Below are 18,686 nucleotides of genomic sequence, written 5' to 3' on the forward strand. Positions count from 1 at the left end.
TGCTCTGCGTGTTTGTTTAGCTTTTGTTGAACCCATCTTACGCCGCTTTCCATACAGTGTCAACAGCATTTTTAAAATTATTAGACAATTTAGACTAATCAAAATTAAATGTATACGCTTACACCTTTGCTAGACAAGGAATGAAAAAAACTTAAAATTTTTTGTATTTTTTCTTCAATTGATTTACTTTACCTGAACGCTTTTCATTTGAGAAAACGTTTGTCATATTTTTTCACATTGTTTTGAATGAAGACTGGTAGATTCCAGCGCTTTTGATTTTCTTTCGGTATGCCTTTCTAAAGCGTTTTCCTATGAATTTATGATAGAATGAGAGCATCTTATAGAAGGAGGGCAATACATGGCTAACATCAGAGGTTATATCGGAACGTATACAAAGGGAGACAGTAAAGGCATTTATACTTTTACATTAAATACGGACAAGCAGCAGATCGAACAAGTAGAAGTGGCTGCTGAACTTGAAAATCCTACATATTTAACCGTCTCAGATTCTCAAAAATTTGTGTATGCTGTTGTGAAAGAAGGATCACAGGGCGGCGTGGCTGCTTATCAAATCGATGCTGAAACCGGCACACTTCGTTTCATCAACCAAGAACTTGCCGAAGGCGCTTCTCCTTGTCACGTCAGCGTGGACAGTCAAACAAAAACAGCTTTTACAGCAAACTATCATAAAGGAACAGCAGAGATGTATGAAATCGATGCTGAAAATGGCTCAGTGATTCGCACGCTGTCACAGGCGCAGCATGAAGGAACTGGCCCTAACGAAGATCGTCAGGAAAAACCGCACACTCACTTTATGGGTCTGACACCAGATGAACAATTTGCAGTGGCTGTTGACCTTGGGACAGATGGCATTTATACGTATAAGAAAGAAAACGGCAAACTCGAGCTTGCTCATACATTTGAAACAAAACCAGGCACAGGGCCTCGCCATATTACATTCCATCCAACGAAACCTGTGGCATATGTGATGACAGAGCTAAGCTCAGAGGTGATTGTGCTTCGTTACTTTGAAGATGGTCATTTCGAAGAGATTCAAACGATCGCAACCATTCCAAGCGACTTTACAGAGAACAATCAAGGCAGTGCCATTCACGTCTCTTCAGACGGCCAATTTGTTTATGCAGGAAATCGCGGACATGACAGCATTGCGATTTTTAAAGCAGACGCTGACGGCCAATTAAGTCTTGTCGAGATTGCTTCTTCTGAAGGAAACTGGCCTAGAGACTTTGTGCTTGATCCAACTGAAGAATTCCTCGTCGGTTCAAACCAAGAGTCTAGCAACCTAGTGTTATACAAACGCGACAAAGAAACAGGACGACTCACTGTCTTACAATCAGACATCTCAGTCCCTCATCCAGTTTGCGTGAAATTTTTAGGATAATGAAAAAAAGCCTCCAACTGTGGAGGCTTCATATTGTTGACAAAGGGCTAAAATGATCTTGATTTTAGCCCTTTGTCTTCTTTTCAGCGTGTAGACGGCATCCCGCCATCTTCAAGCTTTTGATCAATCAGAGACGTATCGGTTTTTTCACCGAACCATTTTGACAGCCTGTCCTGCGCTTTTCCTTTCACATCATCATCAATGTAGACCGCTACTTGAATCAGAGCAAATGTGATCGCTCCTAAATCATCTGTATAGCCTACACCAATCAATGTATCGGGAATGAGGTCAATTGGAAGGATAAAGTATCCGAGTGCCCCAATAATAAGGGTTTTTGCTTTGACAGGTACTTCAGGTTTTTGCAATGTATAGTAAAGTAATAGCACAGCATAGACAAGAGAGACACCGGCTTTTTGTGCCGTCTTTTTTAACTTTTCCCAAAAGGCATGATCATTAAAATGCTTCTTTGAACGCTTCAATAGTTCTTTTTTCTCAGAACGATTCATCATATCGCCTCCATTTACAGCATAGACCTTTTCCCTTCGTTATACAAGATATTCGCCAATTCGACAAACAAAAAGCAGCAGAAAGCTGCTGCATTCTACTGCTCTTTGTAAAACTTTTCGATTGCCTTATCGATGTACACCCATCCTTTATAAGACACATGAATCGTATCTTTAAAGAAATAAGGATCGTACTCATGCTTAGTCAAATCTGCGACTTCATACCCGTTATCGCGTATTTGACGATTGATTTTCTCATAATACTCTGTACGTCCCTCTTTCGGAAAACCGGTATAATCATACCATTTTCCGTTAACAGGAATCGTCACAAACAAAGGCTTTGCCCCTGCCTGTTTTAAAATATCCAGCATGATTTGAAAATCTTTGTATTCTGGTGATTCCGCATAAGAATGACCTACACGGGAATCTTTCATCTTTTTCATGATCGGTTTCAGCTTGCGGTCAAACAGTTTTTGATTAATATAAAACGGGTTGTTCCCTGCTTTTTCCGCACCTAAGACACTTGCTTCTTTTTCAAGCTCAGTCCATGTTTTTCCTTTGACTGATGGAGACGGTTGAAGCTTACGTTCATGTCCCGATCCAATTGTATAGTACATGTCTTTCTTTTGAAGCATGCCATAATACATTTTTGCAATAGGAGAAATCGCGCCATAAGCGAATTTGTTCCCAGAAAGCTCTGCTTTAAAAAGCTCTGTGATGACCATGTCGTTCTTTACTGCTTTAAACGTCATGATTCTCTTGATCAGTTCTTTTTTCACAGCTGGATCAATTTCTTTATTATAAGCGAGATTCAGTGCTTGAAGCGCTGAATAGTTCGGTGCAAAGTGATTTTCGTCAGATCCCCATTTTACAAACCACTGCGGGGACACGATAAATACAAGCTTCTTCCCTTTTAATTCATCCATATGCGCTGCAAAGTTCATCGCATGAATTAATGATTGCGATCCACCTTTTCCAATAAGGTAAGGTGTAAACCCTTGAGGATTCTCATGAAAGAAATTCGAAGGGTGATATGGATCAAAACGTGATAGTTCAGAAGATCCATAGATCGGCAAATAAGTTGGATCTTTTAGCATTTCGTCTTGTAAATAAAGCCCTTGGAACATCCCCGGATCTAATTCTGTGGCTGACTTTTGTAATTTGTCTTTTGGGATCAGATGTGAGAGCCATGCATTTGGTACAAGAAGAACACCAATGAATAGAACAGCCGCTAAAATAAGCGGCCCAAAAAAACGCTTTTTCATTACTTCATCTCTGCCAGCTGCTCAGCAATGTGATTCGGTGTATCCCACACATCACGATCGAACTCTGTAATCGGAACAGTAATTCCAAGTTGACTTTCGATTGCCATAAGCAGTTCTACTGTACCAAATGAATCTAGAAGACCTTCGTCAAAAATTGCAATCTCTGGATTTTCTTTCACAACGTCATCCTGACAAACCTCTGCAATAATACCGTATACTTGATTTTTAAATTCCATAATTTTCTACTCCCTTAATCATTAATGATGAAATGGTTTTCCTGAAAAAATATAAAATCCGAAACAAATCACATGGAATGTAATAATGATCGACACAACCATTGTGACCTTATTATCCGGCCACCACTTGTGTTTTTTATTCCATTTCTCGAATAAATTGTAACCGGACATCACAACTGCGTGATATAGTCCGTAAATAATATATTGAAGGGCTAGACCATGCCAAGCACCCATCAATAGAAAGAGGACAAAGTACCCAATATTTGATACAGCCATACGGTTCTTGATCCACTTCTTTTTTGTCATAAAGAACACAAATCTCATAAACACGTAGTCTCTGAACCAGAAGGACAGGGACATGTGCCAGCGATTCCAGAAGTCTTTAATGTTCCGGCTGATAAACGGTTTGTTAAAGTTTTCTGGTGATTTAATGCCCATCATATAACTCACACCAACAGCAAATGCTGTATAACCAGCAAAGTCAAAGAACAAATACATACTGTACGCATACATATATGTTAACTGTTGAACAAAGTGACTGCTGCTAATGTGATGAATATTCATGAGAATATACGTGTGAATCAGATAACCAATAATGAACTTGTATAAGAAGCCGATAAAAATTTTATGAATACCGGCGTATAGAAGATCACTGTACGCTTCCTTTTCAGGCGGCGTATCCATATCCTTTTCAAACCGGCGGTAACGATCAATCGGACCTGATGAAATCGTCGGGAAAAAGACAATGAAATAGACCAAACGATGAATCGGCATTTTCTTCTTAATCAAGCCGTCTCTTGTCTCGATAATTAACTGAACACCTTTAAATGTTAAGTACGAGATCCCTAAAAAGCTCAGCCAGTTCATTGGCGGCGGTTGATGCGGCTGATGAGTTAAAAAGAACGGTAAAACCTTTGATAGCACAAGCGGCAAAATCGATGCCACCACTGCCATATAGAAAACAGACGCTTGATTCGCTTTCAACCGGTACGAAAGGTACAGGCGGATGATCAAGACTTGCCACACTGTAAACAAGAAGAGTAGCAGCGCGCCATGTGCATCCTTAGAGAAAATAAGGGCGAGTGCCACAACCGTTGCAAACATGTTGTAGCCCTGCATTCTTTTGCCGCGAAGACCAAGAATGATCGTCGGCAAAAGAAGAACACCAATTAGAATGAAGAAAAAGAATGAACTAAACGGAATCATAGAAGAACCTCTTTCGCGATTCTTTTACGGTCAACCTTCCCGTTTGGCGTCATGTATAGCTGCTCAAGATAGACAAACTTTCTTGGAATCATGTACGCTGGCAGTGAATCCGCCATTTCTTTCTTAATCGCACTTGTCAGCTGATATTCTTTTTCAAATGAATGCGCTGCTGGGACAATGGCTGCAATCAAATACTCCACATGACCGTTTGGCTGGAACGGCACAATCACACAAGCATTGACATACGTTGTCTCGCTCACATGATATTCAATTTCTTCAAGCTCCATTCGGTATCCATGCAGCTTAATTTGATAGTCCAGACGGCCGTGGCATGTAATCAAACCATCCTGCGTCACACCTGCGTCACCTGTACGGTAAGCAGGGCGCCCTTCGTATTCAAAGAACACTTTATCTGTTAAGGCTTGTTCACCTAAGTAGCCTCTCGTGACGCTTGGCCCCACGATGATAATTTCCCCTTTTTCACCATCAGGAAGTGCATTGCCTTCTTCATCTAAAATGACGATATCTGTATCCGGTTTGGCATAGCCGACTGGTAAAGAATCGTGCTGATCAAGAATGGCCTGCGTGACTTCAATCGATGTGATCGCAACAGTTGCTTCAGTCGGACCATACGTATTAAAGACCTGCGCTTTTGGAAAACGCTCAAGGAGTGCACTTGCTACAGTTACAGGAAGTGCCTCTCCGCAGAACAAGAAAACTTTCAACTCTGGTAAAAGCTCCCCTGTAAAGGAAGGGTCCATTAAGCACATTTGCACAAAGGAAGGTGTTGATGTCCACACTTCAACGTCAGATTGACCAAGTGCTGCAAACATATCCTTCGGCTTATTCACTAGATCTTTTACTAAACAGTAAAGCGTGCCGCCTGATTGAAGCGCTGGATACAAATCCATCACTGATAAGTCAAAAGAAAATGGTGCTTGATTTAAGAACATGCGTCCCTCGCCAATTGGGAAGTCACGGCACATCCACTCTGTAAAGCTTTCTAAATTATTGGCTGTTACCTGAACGCCTTTCGGTTTTCCGGTACTGCCAGACGTATAAATGATGTAAAAAACATCATCCTGTTGAACCCACTGCGAGGATGGTGGTGCTTCTTTTTCAAGAGCTAAAAGAGATGCCGCACTTTTCACTTCAATGTGTTCTTCTACATCTAGTACATTCAGCTCATTTGCACAAATCAACAGACTGGCTTTTGAGCTTTCAATAATTGAGACGATACGCTCGGCAGGGATTGAGATGTCGACCGGAATGTATGGTCTACCTGATTTCACACTGCCTAAGAAAGAAATGAGCATCTCTGGCTCCATATGACCGTATACAATGACAGGTGCACTATCTGTAGCGACTGCATCGATCGCACCAGCCATTTGGTCTGATAGATGCCAAAGCTCATCATATGTGATCGAAGCATGTTGAGAAACAAATGCTGGCTGTGTTGGTTTCGTTTGTTGGTATTCTTGAATCGTGTGTAATAGTTTCATAGTTTAATCTCCAATTAAAAATCGTTGTAAATGAATGATCCCGTATTAGCTGTGTGGAATCCGTAAATAAAGAACAATAATAGCAAAATAAGTAAGTAAAAGCTCGTATATCCTATCCATTTTACAGACTTATTTTCTGATAGCTTTTTGAATAGCATATTGATAACCTCTTTTCTTTTGACACTTATAGAGACGCATGAATCATTAAAAGAGTTTCATATCAAAACATAAAAATTTTAAGAAATCATGAAAAAGATGTCGAACCTTGGAACGTCTCTTTTGAGCAAAGCTGTCTCATTGTAACAAAGATTTAATACATTTGAAATAAAATCCGAGCTTAAATTTGCCTTAAAATTGCTGAAAGCTGTCGAATAAACACAAAAGCCACCTAGTTTACCTAGCTGGCTTTGATTTTAATTACTTCTTATATTTATTGACTTCGAACATGAGAATATTTTTGAACACCACATAATCCTTTTTACTTTCAAAGGGACCTTTATTGTTGTCATGCTCGTCAATCTCATAAAACCCTGGTCCTTCCCCGGCATCACGCTTTTTGTACCAGGATAGGAAGGCGTTGACCTCTTTCATGGAGAGGTCATACTCTTTTTGCAAACCATTGACCATAGTGATGATGAGGAGAGCATCTCCGTCTTCATCGGTTGCACCGTCTTTTGGTGGTGTTGCTGGATCCGGGTCTTTGTCACCTGGAGGAGCTGTAGTGTCACTGTTTTTAAGACTTTTTAATGAAATAGATAAATTAGATTTGAAATCGTCCCTAGCGTAGTTAGGAGCATCATTACTCTGTGGAATACCTCCAATTACATAAAGTGTATCATCAATAATGGCGGATACATGCCCCATACGATAAGGAGCAGAAGAATTAGGGACAGTTCTTGATGTCTTAGTTTGCTTATCATAGAGTGTAACTTTAGAAACTCCACCTGTTCTTATAATATAATCTTCAAAATTGAATGCACTATAATAACGCCCAATTCCCCCAGACCCTACACTTGTCCACTGATCTATTGATGGATCATATTCAAACGTTGCTTGTCCAGATAAAACATAGAGTTTATTTTTTATAACTACAGCATTTCCAGCAGGAGCGTCTTTTTCAAATTTTTTCTTCTTTGTCCATTCTTTTGTTTTTATATCGTAACTATACGTGTTACTGCTGTAATTCTCGTGCTTTAACGGTTTATTATAACCCAAAACATAGATTTTATTATCTATAGCACCTGCGTATAAATCGAAAGCAGATATTTTCAATTCAAATGGGAGGTCTTCTGCCTCTTCCCATTTATCCATTTTGATGTTATAAACTTCTACGCTATTTGAAAACCCTTGATCTGTTCTCCCACCCATTACATATATATGATCCCCTACAATAACACTAGCAGCACCCATACGGCCTGTTTTCATACTAGCTTTTTCTGACCATTTATCTAACTTCGGATCATATACATAAGTAGTATTAGAATTGGCTTTACCTGAACCTATTCCACCTATTACATAGATTTTCCCATCATATACTTCGCTTACAGCTCCTACTCTTGCAGCTGGCAATTCTGCTCGTTTTTCCCATTCAAGAATATCTGCCTTTTCTGCTTTTATTGATTGTAATGGATAAATTAATGCAGAAATTAATAAAATGAAAATAAAAAACCATTTTTTCAAGATAAACACACTCCTTCAATTTGTTTACATAACAAATATCGGATAGTTATTTATTTTTTCCATGTTTTTGTTACTTATATATATTTATTTACTTACCGTCTCCCCAATGCGCCTATAAATTTCTAAAATTAGACTTCCGCATTAGAATTATTTCATATTTATGTTAATTAATTGCAGGCGTTACTCATATTTTTCTATATCTCCATCAAAAAAACCCATGATTCATGGGTTTCTTCTCAGTCCATTATTAAAAAATCCGTCACAAGGCAAGCGGGCTCTCCGTTTTGATCTAGCCCCCAAAAGCTTGGATACATCCCGTCGCCGAAGCCTGTTGTAAACATGGCAATGTCCACTTTGTCATGAAAACGGGCGACGAGCCAGTCCCATGTGTGCTTGTAGTTTTGCTCAAGCGCTTCTGCAAATTCTTCATAAAGATAGAAATCATTGTCCTCTTTATACCGTTTATCCTCATAAGCTTGTAAATATCGTGCTGCTTCCGCATCCATGAAACAACCCATTCCCGTATTTACACCGTAGCCGAAGAACTCGTCTTCTTTCAATTGATTGAGTTCTTGCCCTGCTCTTGTGGCAAGCTCCCATTCTGTTGCTTGCTCGTTTGTGAACTTGATCATTGCATAGGCAACGCGTTCGTCACCGCTTTGCAACCGCTTAACTATAAGTAGAATAGGATATTTTCCTAGAGCAACCTTCCTCGTAAACGATTGGTCTCCTTCAGAAACAAAAGGATCACATGCAACGATATGACCGCTAGTGATCTCGATATGGCCTAACTGTTTGGCGAATAATTGATCACCTTCTGAGCTGCTTGATTTCTCTCCATTTTCATATAGTAGGTTTGTTGGATTGATGTTGTACAAGTGACCATTCCTTTCATTGTTTTTCTAGGGCGTTTGGGATTATGTGCTTTTTCCCCATTTATTCCGTCAATAAAAAATCTGTAACGAGACAAGTTTCATCTCCATTCTCGTCCATCCCCCAAAAGGTTGGGTATACGCCATCACCAAAACGAGTAGAAAAGATCGCTAAATCAACTTTCTCCTGAAAGCGCGTGACTAACCAGCTTCTTGTATCCTCATAACTTTTCTCCAAACAGTTCTATGAAAGGGTTCTCCTTCTACTATACACTTTAATTTTTTTAGTTGGAAAATGAATATTCTCCTCTTTTGAACATTTATCCCTTTGCGATGTCTTTTTCATTAGTTAAAAATAAATGGAAGGTTCATTAAAAAACGCCCTTCCAATGGAGGGGCTGTGTTATTAACTATTTTATTTTGAATATCTCTTAATAAATGTTTCGCTAATCCTGCTTACGATATAGATCGTAACCGCTAAAATCAGCATCAACGGAAACATACTTAAACGATCATCTGCAGCATAAACAATGATCCCCACAATGATAGCCACTACGATTGCCGTTAAAAAATGCTTCACCGCCATATCACCCCTTTGTATATCATATACATTTTATTACACAAAAGGTTCTATTGAAATAATTTCCACAAAATCAGATATACGCAAGTCTAGATTGATTTCGACCACAAGCAGAAGTGGGTTTCCTTTGTTTCGCTCTATAAGAGGGTTGCTTCCCTCCCTTATATTGTTGATATAATCTCTATATGCTAAAATTAACTAAAATATCTAGATAATGGATCAATCAGGAGGTCATTCAGTGACACAGCAAAGCAAACCATCCAAAATGTTATTAATTACTTTACCCGGCGCTATTATCGCCCTTGTGATGGTCTTAGGGAAAATTGATACACCTGTAACAAATGTTTTATTTTATATTGTGGCTTTTAGTGTTATGGGTTTAGTGGTTTCAAGCTTAGTGAAAGACTACAGAAAAAAGAATAGTTGAACTCTTCATCTAGGAAGCTGTCGTCTATGCAGCTCCCTTTCTTTATGTGAACACTCTCAAAGTTCTACATTAAAGCAAAACAACTAGAATTAAAAAGAGGGAAGTAAATGAGTAGAGAAATTAAAGGAGAATGGTATGAAAACCCTTGAGGTCTTTGAGTTGAAGAATGGAATTGACCAAACGCTGAACAAGTTGAAGCAGCAATCACATAATGTTAAGTCCCTAGAAAAACAAATCAATCAAATCATCTCCTTGGATGACGCATTAAAGGGAGAAGCTGGACAAGCGATAAAAGCTTTTTATTTGGAGTGTCACATTCCCTTTTTGCAATTCTTTCAGATCATCATTGAAGAATACAGTGGTGCGCTAAAAAAGACAAAACAGGCACTTCATGCTTTTGAATCAAACCCGAATGGTTTTATCTCTCAATCATTCATTGAACACGAGCTTGACCAAGGGTTAAAAAAAGCCGAACGGGCCATTTCTGATATCGTATCAGATGTGAATCAAGCCATTTGCAGAGTAAACCATATTGTGCATTTGCCTCATGTAAACGAATCTACTTTCCAACAAAGCTATCAAAAAGCATGGCTTGAGACGTCCAAAACCATTGGACTACTTCATGTTTTTGACAGAGAACAAACAAGTGCACTAAATGAAACAAAAAGTTCCCTTCACACAATGAAGCAATACATAGACACTTTAAGTACGATGTTCACTGGCCCGAAAATTGAGATGACCAGTTATCAAAAGGGCTCTATTTTCAAAGATGGAACAGAAGAAAAAATCAAGAGCACCATCAACGGATTGAATGAAAAAATAGACAACCCTAAAGAAAACCCAATGATGATCATGCTCAAGAAGCTGAATGAAAAAGAGCGATCGAATGTGGATACGGTTGTGAAGAAGAAACCATCTAATAAAATCAATCAAAACGCCGTGATCGTAAATAGAAAAGTATATAATACAAATGAAAAGATTGACTTCGCAAATGCCAAAACAGTTGAAGTTATTCGAGATGGAATGCTGTATCGGTTACGAATATCGGATCAAAACAAAGTGAATATTGAAAGCATCACAAAGATTTCCGACTTGAAACAAACCTCAAACATCTTAAATACAGCGGTTGAATTTACAGGAATAAATGATGCCATTCGAGTCATCACAGGGAGAGACCCTGTAACAGGTGACAAAGTCGCTGACATGGACCGTCTAGTATCAAGCTTGTACATGATACCATGAGCTAAAATCGCTAAAGTTGGAAAATACGTATTTAAAATAATGAAAGGAGAGAAAGTAGCCAAGAAGATTGTTAAAACACCTTCCTTCGGCAAACACTCCGTACCAAAAGGTCCGTATCGTGAAGTAAATGGTTTCCCTGCAAAGGTAAAACCAGGAGCTCAAGAGAAACATATTCCTGATGCACCTAACTATAAGCAAGAAGTTGCGAATGGCCGTCCAAATAAAAGCATTTTCAATGGAGATAATAAAACAGCACAAGAATTGCTAGATAAGTTCGCTGGGAAAGGTACAAAAATAGGTGAGCACAAAGAAAGAGTAGACTTTGGCCAAGTGATTGGAAAATACTATGATAAAGATACCGGTAAGTATGTGGAGACTTAGAGGCTTAATACACTACAGCAAAAACGGCGCTCATATAGTACCATCAGAGCCTTTAAAACCATAAATTAAGGAGGATTCGAATGGGATATGATCCATTAATTTCAGCATTACGAAAATATAAAAATAACGATTTGATTTTAGAATGGAAAAACGGTTTAAAAGTTATTGGGGAATCTGACACACTTTATGAAACAGATAACGGATTGGAAGATGATGATGTCAATTATACAGAGTATGACGCAGTCGCATTTCAAGTTAATAACATCTTATCGCCCCCCGCTAATAACGACTGTGATATATACGATTGGTTAAAGCAAGAAAAAAGTTCCTTAATTGAAATTTCACTTTATAAAGATACACCAAATGCAGTATATTTAGCAGACGGTCAAAAATTATGGGAATTGGACAGTGATAATTAACAAAGGAAGGCCCCTCCAAATTGGAAGGGCTTTTCGTTTGTTTTTGCTTTACCTCAATATATTTAGTAGCAACCCTACATATAAGCCCATTTTCAATTTATACATTTTTGATTTTGAGCCATTTACGTTCATAGTCATTGAAGAAGCTAATCAGAAATCAGCCACCCATCTTGATAGCTTCTTTGATACAAAAATAGGACGGAAATACTTAAAAACAAATTCGCCCCCAACCCGCTCCCAAAACCCTAATTTGAAGCGATAAACGAACTTATATTCCAAGAAACAAAAAAGCCTGAAATCCTTTCATATCAAGGATTTCAAGCTTTTACATTAGTACGTCCCAGGAGAGATTCGAACTCCCGACCGACGCCTTAGAAGGGCGTTGCTCTATCCAGCTGAGCTACTGGGACATGTTGTTATGTAGTGTTTTTTTGGTGAGTACCTCACCGACAAGATTTATTATATTACTATTGTTCTTTAAAGTCAACGGTTTTTCGAAAGTTTTTTCATAAGGGGCAAATGCTGCACCCTTATGAAATACCTTCCAATGTGACAGTGTTTTCGAGGTCTTGTATGGCTTGACCTTCGTCTGTGAAAAACTGTACGTTCGCTTCGCTTCCATCTAGTGTCAGTATAGCGTAGCTGCGCTCTTTACGCACTCTTGGCAGGTGCACGCTGCCTGGGTTAATGAGCAGTTTTCCTCTTAGCAGCTCACTGCCTGGGATGTGCGAGTGGCCAAAGCAGATGATGTCTGCGCCTAGCTCTTCTGCACGGTAGTAGACTTGAAGCAAGGATTGTTTGATGCCATGCAGATGTCCGTGAGTGAGAAATAGTTTTCCGCCTCCATCAAGTGAAAGCAGGAGCTCTTCTTCAAAATCGCCCATAAAGTCACAATTTCCTTTGACGACCTTGTATCCTTCGAGAGCTGGGTGGTTCGTTTCGAGTTCTGAATCTCCGCAGTGAATCATCATGTCGACTTCAGCCGCATGCCGTTTGGCAATGGTTTGAAGTTCGTCTGTGAGTCCATGACTGTCACTAATGATGAGTATCTTCATGGCTTCATTCCCCCTTATTCATTTGCGTCTAGCAGTGATGAAAGCTTTTGAAGCGCGACCGCTCGATGGCTAATCTTGTTTTTCTCCTCTGGTGATAACTCGGCCATCGTCTGATCTTTGTCTTTGACGATGAAAATTGGGTCGTATCCGAAGCCGTTTTCGCCGATTGGTTCCTCTGCGATGAAACCTTCTACTGATCCTTCTACCGTCTTTGTTTCTTTACCCGGTATGCTGACAGCAAGGGCACATCTGAATCTAGCTGTACGGTCTTCTTTTTCAATGCCTTGAAGCTCGCTCAGCACTTTTTCTACATTCTCAGCATCGTTTTTATGTTCACCAGCGTATCTCGCTGAATATACGCCAGGTTTTCCGCCAAGATAGTCAATCGACAAACCGGAATCGTCTGCAATGACCATTTCACCTGCTTTGGCTTGAATCGCCTCGGCTTTGATAATGGCATTTTCTTCGAAGGTTTGTCCTGTTTCTTCAATCTCTTCAGTAAAGCCGATGTCTGCTAGTGTTTTGACCGTGAATCCTTTTGGCTCAAGAATGGCTTTGAATTCTTTCGCTTTACCCGCATTGTGCGTTGCAATGATGGCTGTTTTCATCCTGATCAAACCCTTCTCTTTACGATGACTTCTCCTGTCACTGCTTTTTGCTTTTCGATTAATTCTTTGATGCCCTTTTCGGCTAAATCAAGCAGTCCGTTTAGCTGTTCTCTTGAGAATGTCGCTTCTTCGCCTGTGCCTTGAAGTTCAACAAAGCGTCCAGCGCCTGTCATGATGACATTCATATCTACTTCAGCTGAAGAATCTTCTTCATAATTTAAATCTAACAGAAGACCTTGCTGAGAATCAATTCCGACGGATATCGCCGCTAAATAATCAGTGATCGGGTTTTGTTTGATGACACCTTCTGCTCGAAGCTTTTGAATCGCAAGCGTCATGGCGACAAAAGCACCGGTAATAGATGCTGTGCGTGTGCCCCCGTCTGCTTGAATGACATCACAGTCAATCCAAATCGTGCGTTCGCCAAGTTTTTCTAAATCAACGACTGCACGGAGTGCTCGTCCAATTAATCGCTGAATTTCCATTGTACGTCCTGTCACTTTTCCTTTAGATGATTCTCTAATGGTTCTTTGAGCGGTTGCTCTTGGAAGCATGCTATATTCTGCTGTAATCCAGCCTTTTCCTTGCCCTCTTAAAAAAGGAGGTACGCGGTCTTCGATGGATGCGTTACAAATCACCTTCGTATTGCCCGCTGAGATTAAGACAGAGCCTTCTGGATGCGTAATGTAGCCTGCCTCTATTTCAATTTTTCTTAATTCGTCATAGTGTCTTTCATCTAATCTCATGATTTACCTCCGTTACAAAATACATTCCGCGCGGATGCCAGCGGGGTTCTCCTACTAACTTTGACAACCTCGGCTCGTTCTAATCGCTTGGAATAAAAAAGAGGCAGCGAATATGCATGCCTCTTTTTCTCCATTATATCAATGTGTGCCGTTAAAAACTACCTGTATTCACTTGTTCTGGTCTTGAAACCGGCTTTGTCAGCTCTGCTCCTTTTTCGTTCACAAGCTCAGCCTTGCCGTTTACCTTAACGGATACGCTTTTGACGTCCGGCAGCTCTGTTAATGTGAGCACGATGCTATCAAGAACTTTTTGTGAAATCACCTTTTTCTTTTCATCTGCGCTGCCGAAAATGGATTCGTTGAAATCAAGTGTCACATGTCCGTCTTTTACTTTCGGGATATCATTCAGCTTTACATCTTGATCAAAGTCTGTGAGCAAATGGCTTTTTTTGCTTGGTCCAGAGACGAGCTCATCAATGGCTGCTGTAATTTGATCATCCTCATCTTTTGGCGCCCTTTTGGTCACAGGAACATAGTACGTCTGTTCATCAGATTCAGCTAAGTAATAAACTGTCACTGGCTTTGTCGATGTCATATCAGCGGCAGCCTCGTGCTGAATATTAATACCGTCTTCTCTGCTTAAATCATCTGAAATCGGTGTGCCGTTCACAGGCATTTCTTTTAGTTCATGACCATTCATTTTCAATTTGACTTTGGCGACAGAATCAAACTGCGTTAACGTCCAAGTGACCGATTGCAGGATGCGCTGTTCGTCTTCTTTTTTATAGTTTTTGAATTCATTTGAAAAATCTACTACGGCCGTTCCGTCTTTAATGTCGACAGATACACTCGTGTCGGCCGGCAAAACAGCCCGGAATCCATTTGGCATGAGGTTAGAAATCGGTCCTCCGTCCACGAGGTATTCTAAGGTTTGTTTGGCACTCCCCTCATTTTTCGGCAGTGGAATGGATTGAGAAACGACATACCCGTTTTTATCAATTAAATATAATTCTCTCATGACTGTATCTGCCTTCTTCTCTTCTTTTCCTTCTTTCGCTGTTTGTTTCTCTTCTTTATTTTCTTTCACATATGTGACGTTTTGTGGCGGGTCAATCTCTGTTTTCGCTTGGTCTGTTTGAAACAATCCGCATCCTGACAAAAGCATGGCTGACGCGATACACGTCACAGCTGCTGTAGATCCTTTTTTCAGCATACTTCACCCTCCTCTAGTAGTTTGTACTACTATGTATACGAGCTCCTCCTGCGGATTAGACCCTTTTCATAAAAAAATAACCCACTTCAAATAGAAGGGGGTTATTGCTGATAGACGTGTTCGAGTGATACGGTTTCGACCCTCCCTGGCAGGTAGCCAAACCAGTCACGAGCGATGTTTTCAAAATTTTGCTGCTGCCCTGTTGTATAAAATGTATGAACAGGCGCTTCTTTAGAGGTATTTAACAGCCCTTTATAGGAAAGAATCGTACTTGCTTCTCTCGCTGTCTCGTCCCCTGATGAAATGATGCTCACATCACTGCCCATAAAGCGCTGAATCGACTCTTTTAAAATTGGATAGTGTGTACAGCCAAGAATGAGTGTATCAATTCCTGTTTCTTTCATCGGTTCAAGGGAATCTTTCACCACTTCATCTGCTGTCTGATCTAAAAACGTCCCGCTTTCCACAAAGGGAACAAGCAACGGACATGCCAGGCTTTGAACCGCTAGTCCTGCTTTTAGGGATAGCAAAGCTTCTTTGTATGCCTCGCTTTTGATCGTATTGGCTGTACCAATGACACCAATCTGCTGATTGTTTGTCACCTTGATGGCTGTGCGGGCGCCGGGCTGAATCACGCCAATGACCGGAATATCAAGCGTTCCTTTGATTTCATCTAGTGCGATCGCCGTCGCTGTGTTGCATGCGATGACGAGCATTTTAATATGATGATGTCTTAATAAGTAGTGTGCCATTTCCCAAGTATATTGAAGAACCTCTTCTTCTTTCCGAGGGCCATACGGGCACCGTTTTGTATCGCCTACGTAAATGATTTTTTCTTTTGGCAGTTGTCTCATGATTTCCTTTGCAACGGTTAAACCGCCGACGCCGGAATCAATGACGCCGATTGGTTGATCCAACAAAATCGCCTCATTTTCTTTTCATTTGCTGCTGTAGTTTCGTTAAGGATTGATTGAAAACGATGGCTTCTTCTTCTGAGAAAGCCCCTAGAAGTTCACTGACGTATTCTTGGCGTTTAACAATCACTTCTTGAATGATCCGCTCGCCTTCAGGCAATAAATGAATGCGAACCACGCGGCGGTCAGAAGGATCTTTTACTCGTTCGACAAGTTCACTTTTTTCCATTCGATCAATTAAGTCGGTGGTTGTACTGCAAGCCAAATACATCTTTTGTGATAGCTCACCTATTGTCATATCTCCGAATTCATAAAGCCACTGAAGCCCTACAAATTGAGGAGGTGTAATCGTATATTGGTTCAGGATTTCTCTGCCTTTTTGCTTAATAATTGCAGCAATATGGCGCAATGATTTTTCAATCTCTGCTACATGGTCGAACTCATTCGTTTCCATTTCATTGATACCTCACTATAGCATCTCACTTTGATTAAAACGTACATTCCTATTTTCCTCGTTTTTCAGAGAAAATGCAAGAAGAGACTCATGGAAACCATATAGAAATAACCGGTTCCTTCCTAGAGTGGAAGGAAAACCGGCTGACTTTAGAGCTCTAGCTCACCCATACGCAGAAGCTCGACTACGGCCTGTGAACGACCTTTGACTCCTAGCTTTTGCATGGCATTCGAAATATGATTTCGAACAGTCTTTTCGCTAATAAAAAGCTCGCTTGCAATTTCTTTTGTTGTTTTATCTTGGACGAGCAATTCGAATACTTCTCTTTCTCTTTTGGTTAATAGCGGCTTGGATTGAAACTCTTTCTCCTTCAAGTATTGTAACCCTCCTTGCTAAGGTGAGAGCTCTAGTCTCTATAGAATGGGATTCTGTATAGTCGAGATATCATATGCCGGCTGCCCGAGGTAGGTGACGTTAAAATCGAGAATTCCTGCATATGAGCGTCCATTTTGTACGGTTTTATCCGCACAAAAAAGGACGAGTTTCCTACCCGAGACGTCGTCCTTTTCATACACGTATTTAAAAGATAGAAATGGCTCCTGTTAACAAAGCAATAAGCGTTGTAAAAAGGGCAGTTAACACGGTCCACAGCAATGCGTATTTTTGCAAATCGCCAATATCTTTGTTCAGCATACTGACAAGAAGTAGCGTTGAAGCCACAAGAGGGCTCAGCAGATGAACAGGCTGTCCTATAATAGAGGCGCGTGCAATTTCCACTGGATCAATTCCGTAAGCTGCGCCGGCTTCTGCCAAGATTGGCAGCACCCCGAAATAATAAGCATCATTTGAAAGAACAAATGTAAATGGCATACTCGTTAAAGCCACAATGAGCGGAAAAAATGAACTGTAAGAATCCGGAATTAAGTAAATCACCAAGTTGGCAATCGACTCCACCATTTTTGTCCCCGAAAAGATTCCTGTGAAAATTCCTGCTGCAAACACAAGGGTAATGACCGTTAAGGCATTTCCCGCATGCGATAAGATTCTCTCGCGCTGATCTTCAACCTTTGGATAGTTGATCATGAGAGCGATGACAAATCCAATTAAGAAGAGAACTGGAATCGGTACGATATCTAAAACAAGTGTCGCCATCACCGCAATCGTCAAGAAGAAGTTCACCCAAATGAGATTCGGTCTCTTTATATCTTCTACGCCATCTTCGATTGACGCTGCCAGTTCAGGGGAGATCGAGACCTCTTCTTTGTACTGAATTTCTGCAACCCCAATTCGCTTCCGCTCTTTTTTCCCAAGCACATAAGCAGTAAAAAGGATGAATAGACCGCCAGCTACCATCGTTGGAATTAATGGAATAAAAAATTCAGCTGCATCCAAGCCAAGCGCCGCAATTGCACGAGTAGCTGGACCACCCCACGGGGTCATACCGCTCATAATACCTAATGATAATAATGAAATCGTTCCTAAAATCAACGGGTTCATCCCAATTCTTAAGAAAAGCGGCAGCAAAGCGGATACGGTAATCATGTAAGTTGTCGTCCCATCACCATCTAATGCAACAAGCATAGACAAAATCGCTACCCCAAACGCAATTTTGACAGGATCCCCTTTCACAATACGTAAAATGAGTTTAATCAGTGGATCAAACAGCCCAGCATCCAGCATGACACCGAAGAATAAAATGGCAAATAACAATAAAGCAGCAGATGGCGCAACCGTTTTGAGTCCATCGAGCATCATATCCCCTAACCCACTGTAAAACCCACCAATCAATGCAAAGATGATCGGTACTACGGTTAACGCCACCACCGGATGCATACGTTTTGTCATAATAAGAAATGTAAAAGTCACGACCATTAAGAGCCCTAAAATAGCTAGCACTATATATCCCTCCATCCTCTTCTTTACACGATCAGCAAGCGCCCCTTTGCACTTGTGATCTGAATGTTAGCGCTTTCTATTTCAA

21 protein-coding genes, 1 tRNA gene and 1 pseudogene are annotated in these 18,686 nt (G+C 40.5%); 4 read left to right on the forward strand and 19 right to left on the reverse strand.

What is annotated here, in order from left to right; translation table 11 throughout:
• Window positions 1-358: 358 nt before the first annotated feature.
• Window positions 359-1,402 (forward strand): lactonase family protein, encoded by a 1,044-nt coding sequence (locus tag MHB79_RS12720; RefSeq protein ID WP_003216692.1) that lies wholly within the window; start codon window positions 359-361, stop codon window positions 1,400-1,402.
• Window positions 1,403-1,485: 83 nt separating this feature from the next.
• Here the strand turns inward: MHB79_RS12720 and MHB79_RS12725 are convergent, their stop codons facing one another.
• The 10 genes from MHB79_RS12725 to MHB79_RS12765 form a co-directional block, all read right to left on the reverse strand.
• Window positions 1,486-1,908 carry a YkvA family protein gene (locus tag MHB79_RS12725; protein WP_034620597.1) on the reverse strand — a complete coding sequence of 141 codons (423 nt, stop codon included), beginning with the start codon at window positions 1,906-1,908 and terminating at the stop codon, window positions 1,486-1,488.
• 95 nt (window positions 1,909-2,003) lie between these two features.
• Window positions 2,004-3,170 carry a D-alanyl-lipoteichoic acid biosynthesis protein DltD gene (gene dltD / locus MHB79_RS12730; RefSeq protein ID WP_226803795.1) on the reverse strand — a complete coding sequence of 389 codons (1,167 nt, stop codon included), beginning with the start codon at window positions 3,168-3,170 and terminating at the stop codon, window positions 2,004-2,006.
• Window positions 3,170-3,406, reverse strand: coding sequence for a D-alanine--poly(phosphoribitol) ligase subunit 2 (gene dltC, locus MHB79_RS12735; protein ID WP_003216498.1), 237 nt, complete (start codon window positions 3,404-3,406; stop codon window positions 3,170-3,172). Before dltC ends, dltD begins: the two co-directional genes overlap by 1 nt.
• Window positions 3,407-3,427: 21 nt before the next feature.
• The gene (dltB, locus tag MHB79_RS12740) at window positions 3,428-4,612 is read right to left on the reverse strand and encodes a D-alanyl-lipoteichoic acid biosynthesis protein DltB (protein WP_050943632.1); all 1,185 of its coding nucleotides are present in this window, start codon (window positions 4,610-4,612) and stop codon (window positions 3,428-3,430) included.
• Window positions 4,609-6,114, reverse strand: coding sequence for a D-alanine--poly(phosphoribitol) ligase subunit DltA (gene dltA, locus MHB79_RS12745; RefSeq protein WP_340989903.1), 1,506 nt, complete (start codon window positions 6,112-6,114; stop codon window positions 4,609-4,611). Before dltA ends, dltB begins: the two co-directional genes overlap by 4 nt.
• A gap of 14 nt (window positions 6,115-6,128) precedes the next feature.
• Complete coding sequence (locus MHB79_RS12750; protein WP_024427820.1) at window positions 6,129-6,278, reverse strand: teichoic acid D-Ala incorporation-associated protein DltX; 150 nt, start codon at window positions 6,276-6,278, stop codon at window positions 6,129-6,131.
• A 253-nt stretch (window positions 6,279-6,531) separates the two neighbouring features.
• A complete protein-coding gene (locus MHB79_RS12755; RefSeq protein WP_321999447.1) occupies window positions 6,532-7,794 on the reverse strand; it encodes a Kelch repeat-containing protein in 1,263 nt (420 codons plus the stop codon).
• A gap of 236 nt (window positions 7,795-8,030) precedes the next feature.
• A complete protein-coding gene (locus tag MHB79_RS12760) occupies window positions 8,031-8,672 on the reverse strand; it encodes a DUF4241 domain-containing protein (protein ID WP_340989906.1) in 642 nt (213 codons plus the stop codon).
• A gap of 58 nt (window positions 8,673-8,730) precedes the next feature.
• The gene (locus MHB79_RS19040; protein WP_371475059.1) at window positions 8,731-8,904 is read right to left on the reverse strand and encodes a DUF4241 domain-containing protein; all 174 of its coding nucleotides are present in this window, start codon (window positions 8,902-8,904) and stop codon (window positions 8,731-8,733) included.
• 177 nt (window positions 8,905-9,081) lie between these two features.
• Window positions 9,082-9,246, reverse strand: a complete 165-nt coding sequence (locus MHB79_RS12765) for a hypothetical protein (protein ID WP_212046223.1) — start codon at window positions 9,244-9,246, stop codon at window positions 9,082-9,084.
• Between the two features lie 238 nt (window positions 9,247-9,484).
• Here MHB79_RS12765 and MHB79_RS12770 point away from each other — a divergent pair, with 238 nt between their 5' ends.
• The 3 genes and pseudogenes from MHB79_RS12770 to MHB79_RS12780 all read left to right on the forward strand — a co-directional run bounded on the left by MHB79_RS12770 (window position 9,485) and on the right by MHB79_RS12780 (window position 11,715).
• The gene (locus MHB79_RS12770) at window positions 9,485-9,673 is read left to right on the forward strand and encodes a hypothetical protein (protein WP_212046193.1); all 189 of its coding nucleotides are present in this window, start codon (window positions 9,485-9,487) and stop codon (window positions 9,671-9,673) included.
• 135 nt (window positions 9,674-9,808) lie between these two features.
• Window positions 9,809-11,360 (forward strand): annotated as a pseudogene (locus MHB79_RS12775) (T7SS effector LXG polymorphic toxin).
• A 16-nt stretch (window positions 11,361-11,376) separates the two neighbouring features.
• A complete protein-coding gene (locus MHB79_RS12780) occupies window positions 11,377-11,715 on the forward strand; it encodes a hypothetical protein (protein WP_050943626.1) in 339 nt (112 codons plus the stop codon).
• A 336-nt stretch (window positions 11,716-12,051) separates the two neighbouring features.
• Here MHB79_RS12780 and MHB79_RS12785 read toward each other — a convergent pair.
• The 9 genes from MHB79_RS12785 to MHB79_RS12825 form a co-directional block, all read right to left on the reverse strand.
• A tRNA-Arg gene (locus MHB79_RS12785) sits at window positions 12,052-12,125 on the reverse strand.
• Window positions 12,126-12,245: 120 nt separating this feature from the next.
• Complete coding sequence (locus MHB79_RS12790) at window positions 12,246-12,770, reverse strand: YfcE family phosphodiesterase (protein ID WP_137054886.1); 525 nt, start codon at window positions 12,768-12,770, stop codon at window positions 12,246-12,248.
• 14 nt (window positions 12,771-12,784) lie between these two features.
• Window positions 12,785-13,387 carry an XTP/dITP diphosphatase gene (locus tag MHB79_RS12795; RefSeq protein WP_181185471.1) on the reverse strand — a complete coding sequence of 201 codons (603 nt, stop codon included), beginning with the start codon at window positions 13,385-13,387 and terminating at the stop codon, window positions 12,785-12,787.
• On the reverse strand, window positions 13,384-14,124 hold the full coding sequence (gene rph / locus MHB79_RS12800) for a ribonuclease PH (RefSeq protein ID WP_340989908.1): 741 nt from the start codon (window positions 14,122-14,124) through the stop codon (window positions 13,384-13,386). The genes MHB79_RS12795 and rph overlap by 4 nt, the downstream gene beginning before the upstream one ends.
• Before the next feature lie 151 nt (window positions 14,125-14,275).
• Window positions 14,276-15,337, reverse strand: a complete 1,062-nt coding sequence (locus MHB79_RS12805) for a GerMN domain-containing protein (RefSeq protein ID WP_212046196.1) — start codon at window positions 15,335-15,337, stop codon at window positions 14,276-14,278.
• Between the two features lie 101 nt (window positions 15,338-15,438).
• Window positions 15,439-16,257, reverse strand: coding sequence for a glutamate racemase (gene racE / locus MHB79_RS12810; RefSeq protein WP_340989910.1), 819 nt, complete (start codon window positions 16,255-16,257; stop codon window positions 15,439-15,441).
• Window positions 16,258-16,264: 7 nt separating this feature from the next.
• Window positions 16,265-16,705 (reverse strand): MarR family winged helix-turn-helix transcriptional regulator, encoded by a 441-nt coding sequence (locus MHB79_RS12815; protein ID WP_003216546.1) that lies wholly within the window; start codon window positions 16,703-16,705, stop codon window positions 16,265-16,267.
• A 149-nt stretch (window positions 16,706-16,854) separates the two neighbouring features.
• On the reverse strand, window positions 16,855-17,079 hold the full coding sequence (gene gerE / locus MHB79_RS12820; RefSeq protein ID WP_003184172.1) for a spore germination transcription factor GerE: 225 nt from the start codon (window positions 17,077-17,079) through the stop codon (window positions 16,855-16,857).
• 205 nt (window positions 17,080-17,284) lie between these two features.
• Window positions 17,285-18,601 carry a CitMHS family transporter gene (locus tag MHB79_RS12825; RefSeq protein WP_113387207.1) on the reverse strand — a complete coding sequence of 439 codons (1,317 nt, stop codon included), beginning with the start codon at window positions 18,599-18,601 and terminating at the stop codon, window positions 17,285-17,287.
• Between the last annotated feature and the right edge of the window lie 85 nt (window positions 18,602-18,686).

This window comes from Bacillus sp. FSL M7-0558 (genome assembly GCF_038003245.1).
Classification (GTDB): Bacteria; Bacillota; Bacilli; order Bacillales; family Bacillaceae; genus Bacillus; species Bacillus pumilus.

Excerpts from the sequence above, each read along its gene's own strand:
- dltD (WP_226803795.1), bottom strand. The coding sequence starts at position 3,170 with ATGAAAAAGCGTTTTTTTGGGCCGCTTATTTTAGCGGCTGTTCTATTC.
- dltB (WP_050943632.1), bottom strand. The coding sequence starts at position 4,612 with ATGATTCCGTTTAGTTCATTCTTTTTCTTCATTCTAATTGGTGTTCTT.
- MHB79_RS12725 (WP_034620597.1), bottom strand. The coding sequence starts at position 1,908 with ATGAATCGTTCTGAGAAAAAAGAACTATTGAAGCGTTCAAAGAAGCAT.
- dltC (WP_003216498.1), bottom strand. The coding sequence starts at position 3,406 with ATGGAATTTAAAAATCAAGTATACGGTATTATTGCAGAGGTTTGTCAG.
- MHB79_RS12720 (WP_003216692.1), top strand. The coding sequence starts at position 359 with ATGGCTAACATCAGAGGTTATATCGGAACGTATACAAAGGGAGACAGT.
- rph (WP_340989908.1), bottom strand. The coding sequence starts at position 14,124 with ATGAGATTAGATGAAAGACACTATGACGAATTAAGAAAAATTGAAATA.
- MHB79_RS12805 (WP_212046196.1), bottom strand. The coding sequence starts at position 15,337 with ATGCTGAAAAAAGGATCTACAGCAGCTGTGACGTGTATCGCGTCAGCC.
- MHB79_RS12780 (WP_050943626.1), top strand. The coding sequence starts at position 11,377 with ATGGGATATGATCCATTAATTTCAGCATTACGAAAATATAAAAATAAC.
- MHB79_RS12815 (WP_003216546.1), bottom strand. The coding sequence starts at position 16,705 with ATGGAAACGAATGAGTTCGACCATGTAGCAGAGATTGAAAAATCATTG.
- MHB79_RS12790 (WP_137054886.1), bottom strand. The coding sequence starts at position 12,770 with ATGAAGATACTCATCATTAGTGACAGTCATGGACTCACAGACGAACTT.
- dltA (WP_340989903.1), bottom strand. The coding sequence starts at position 6,114 with ATGAAACTATTACACACGATTCAAGAATACCAACAAACGAAACCAACA.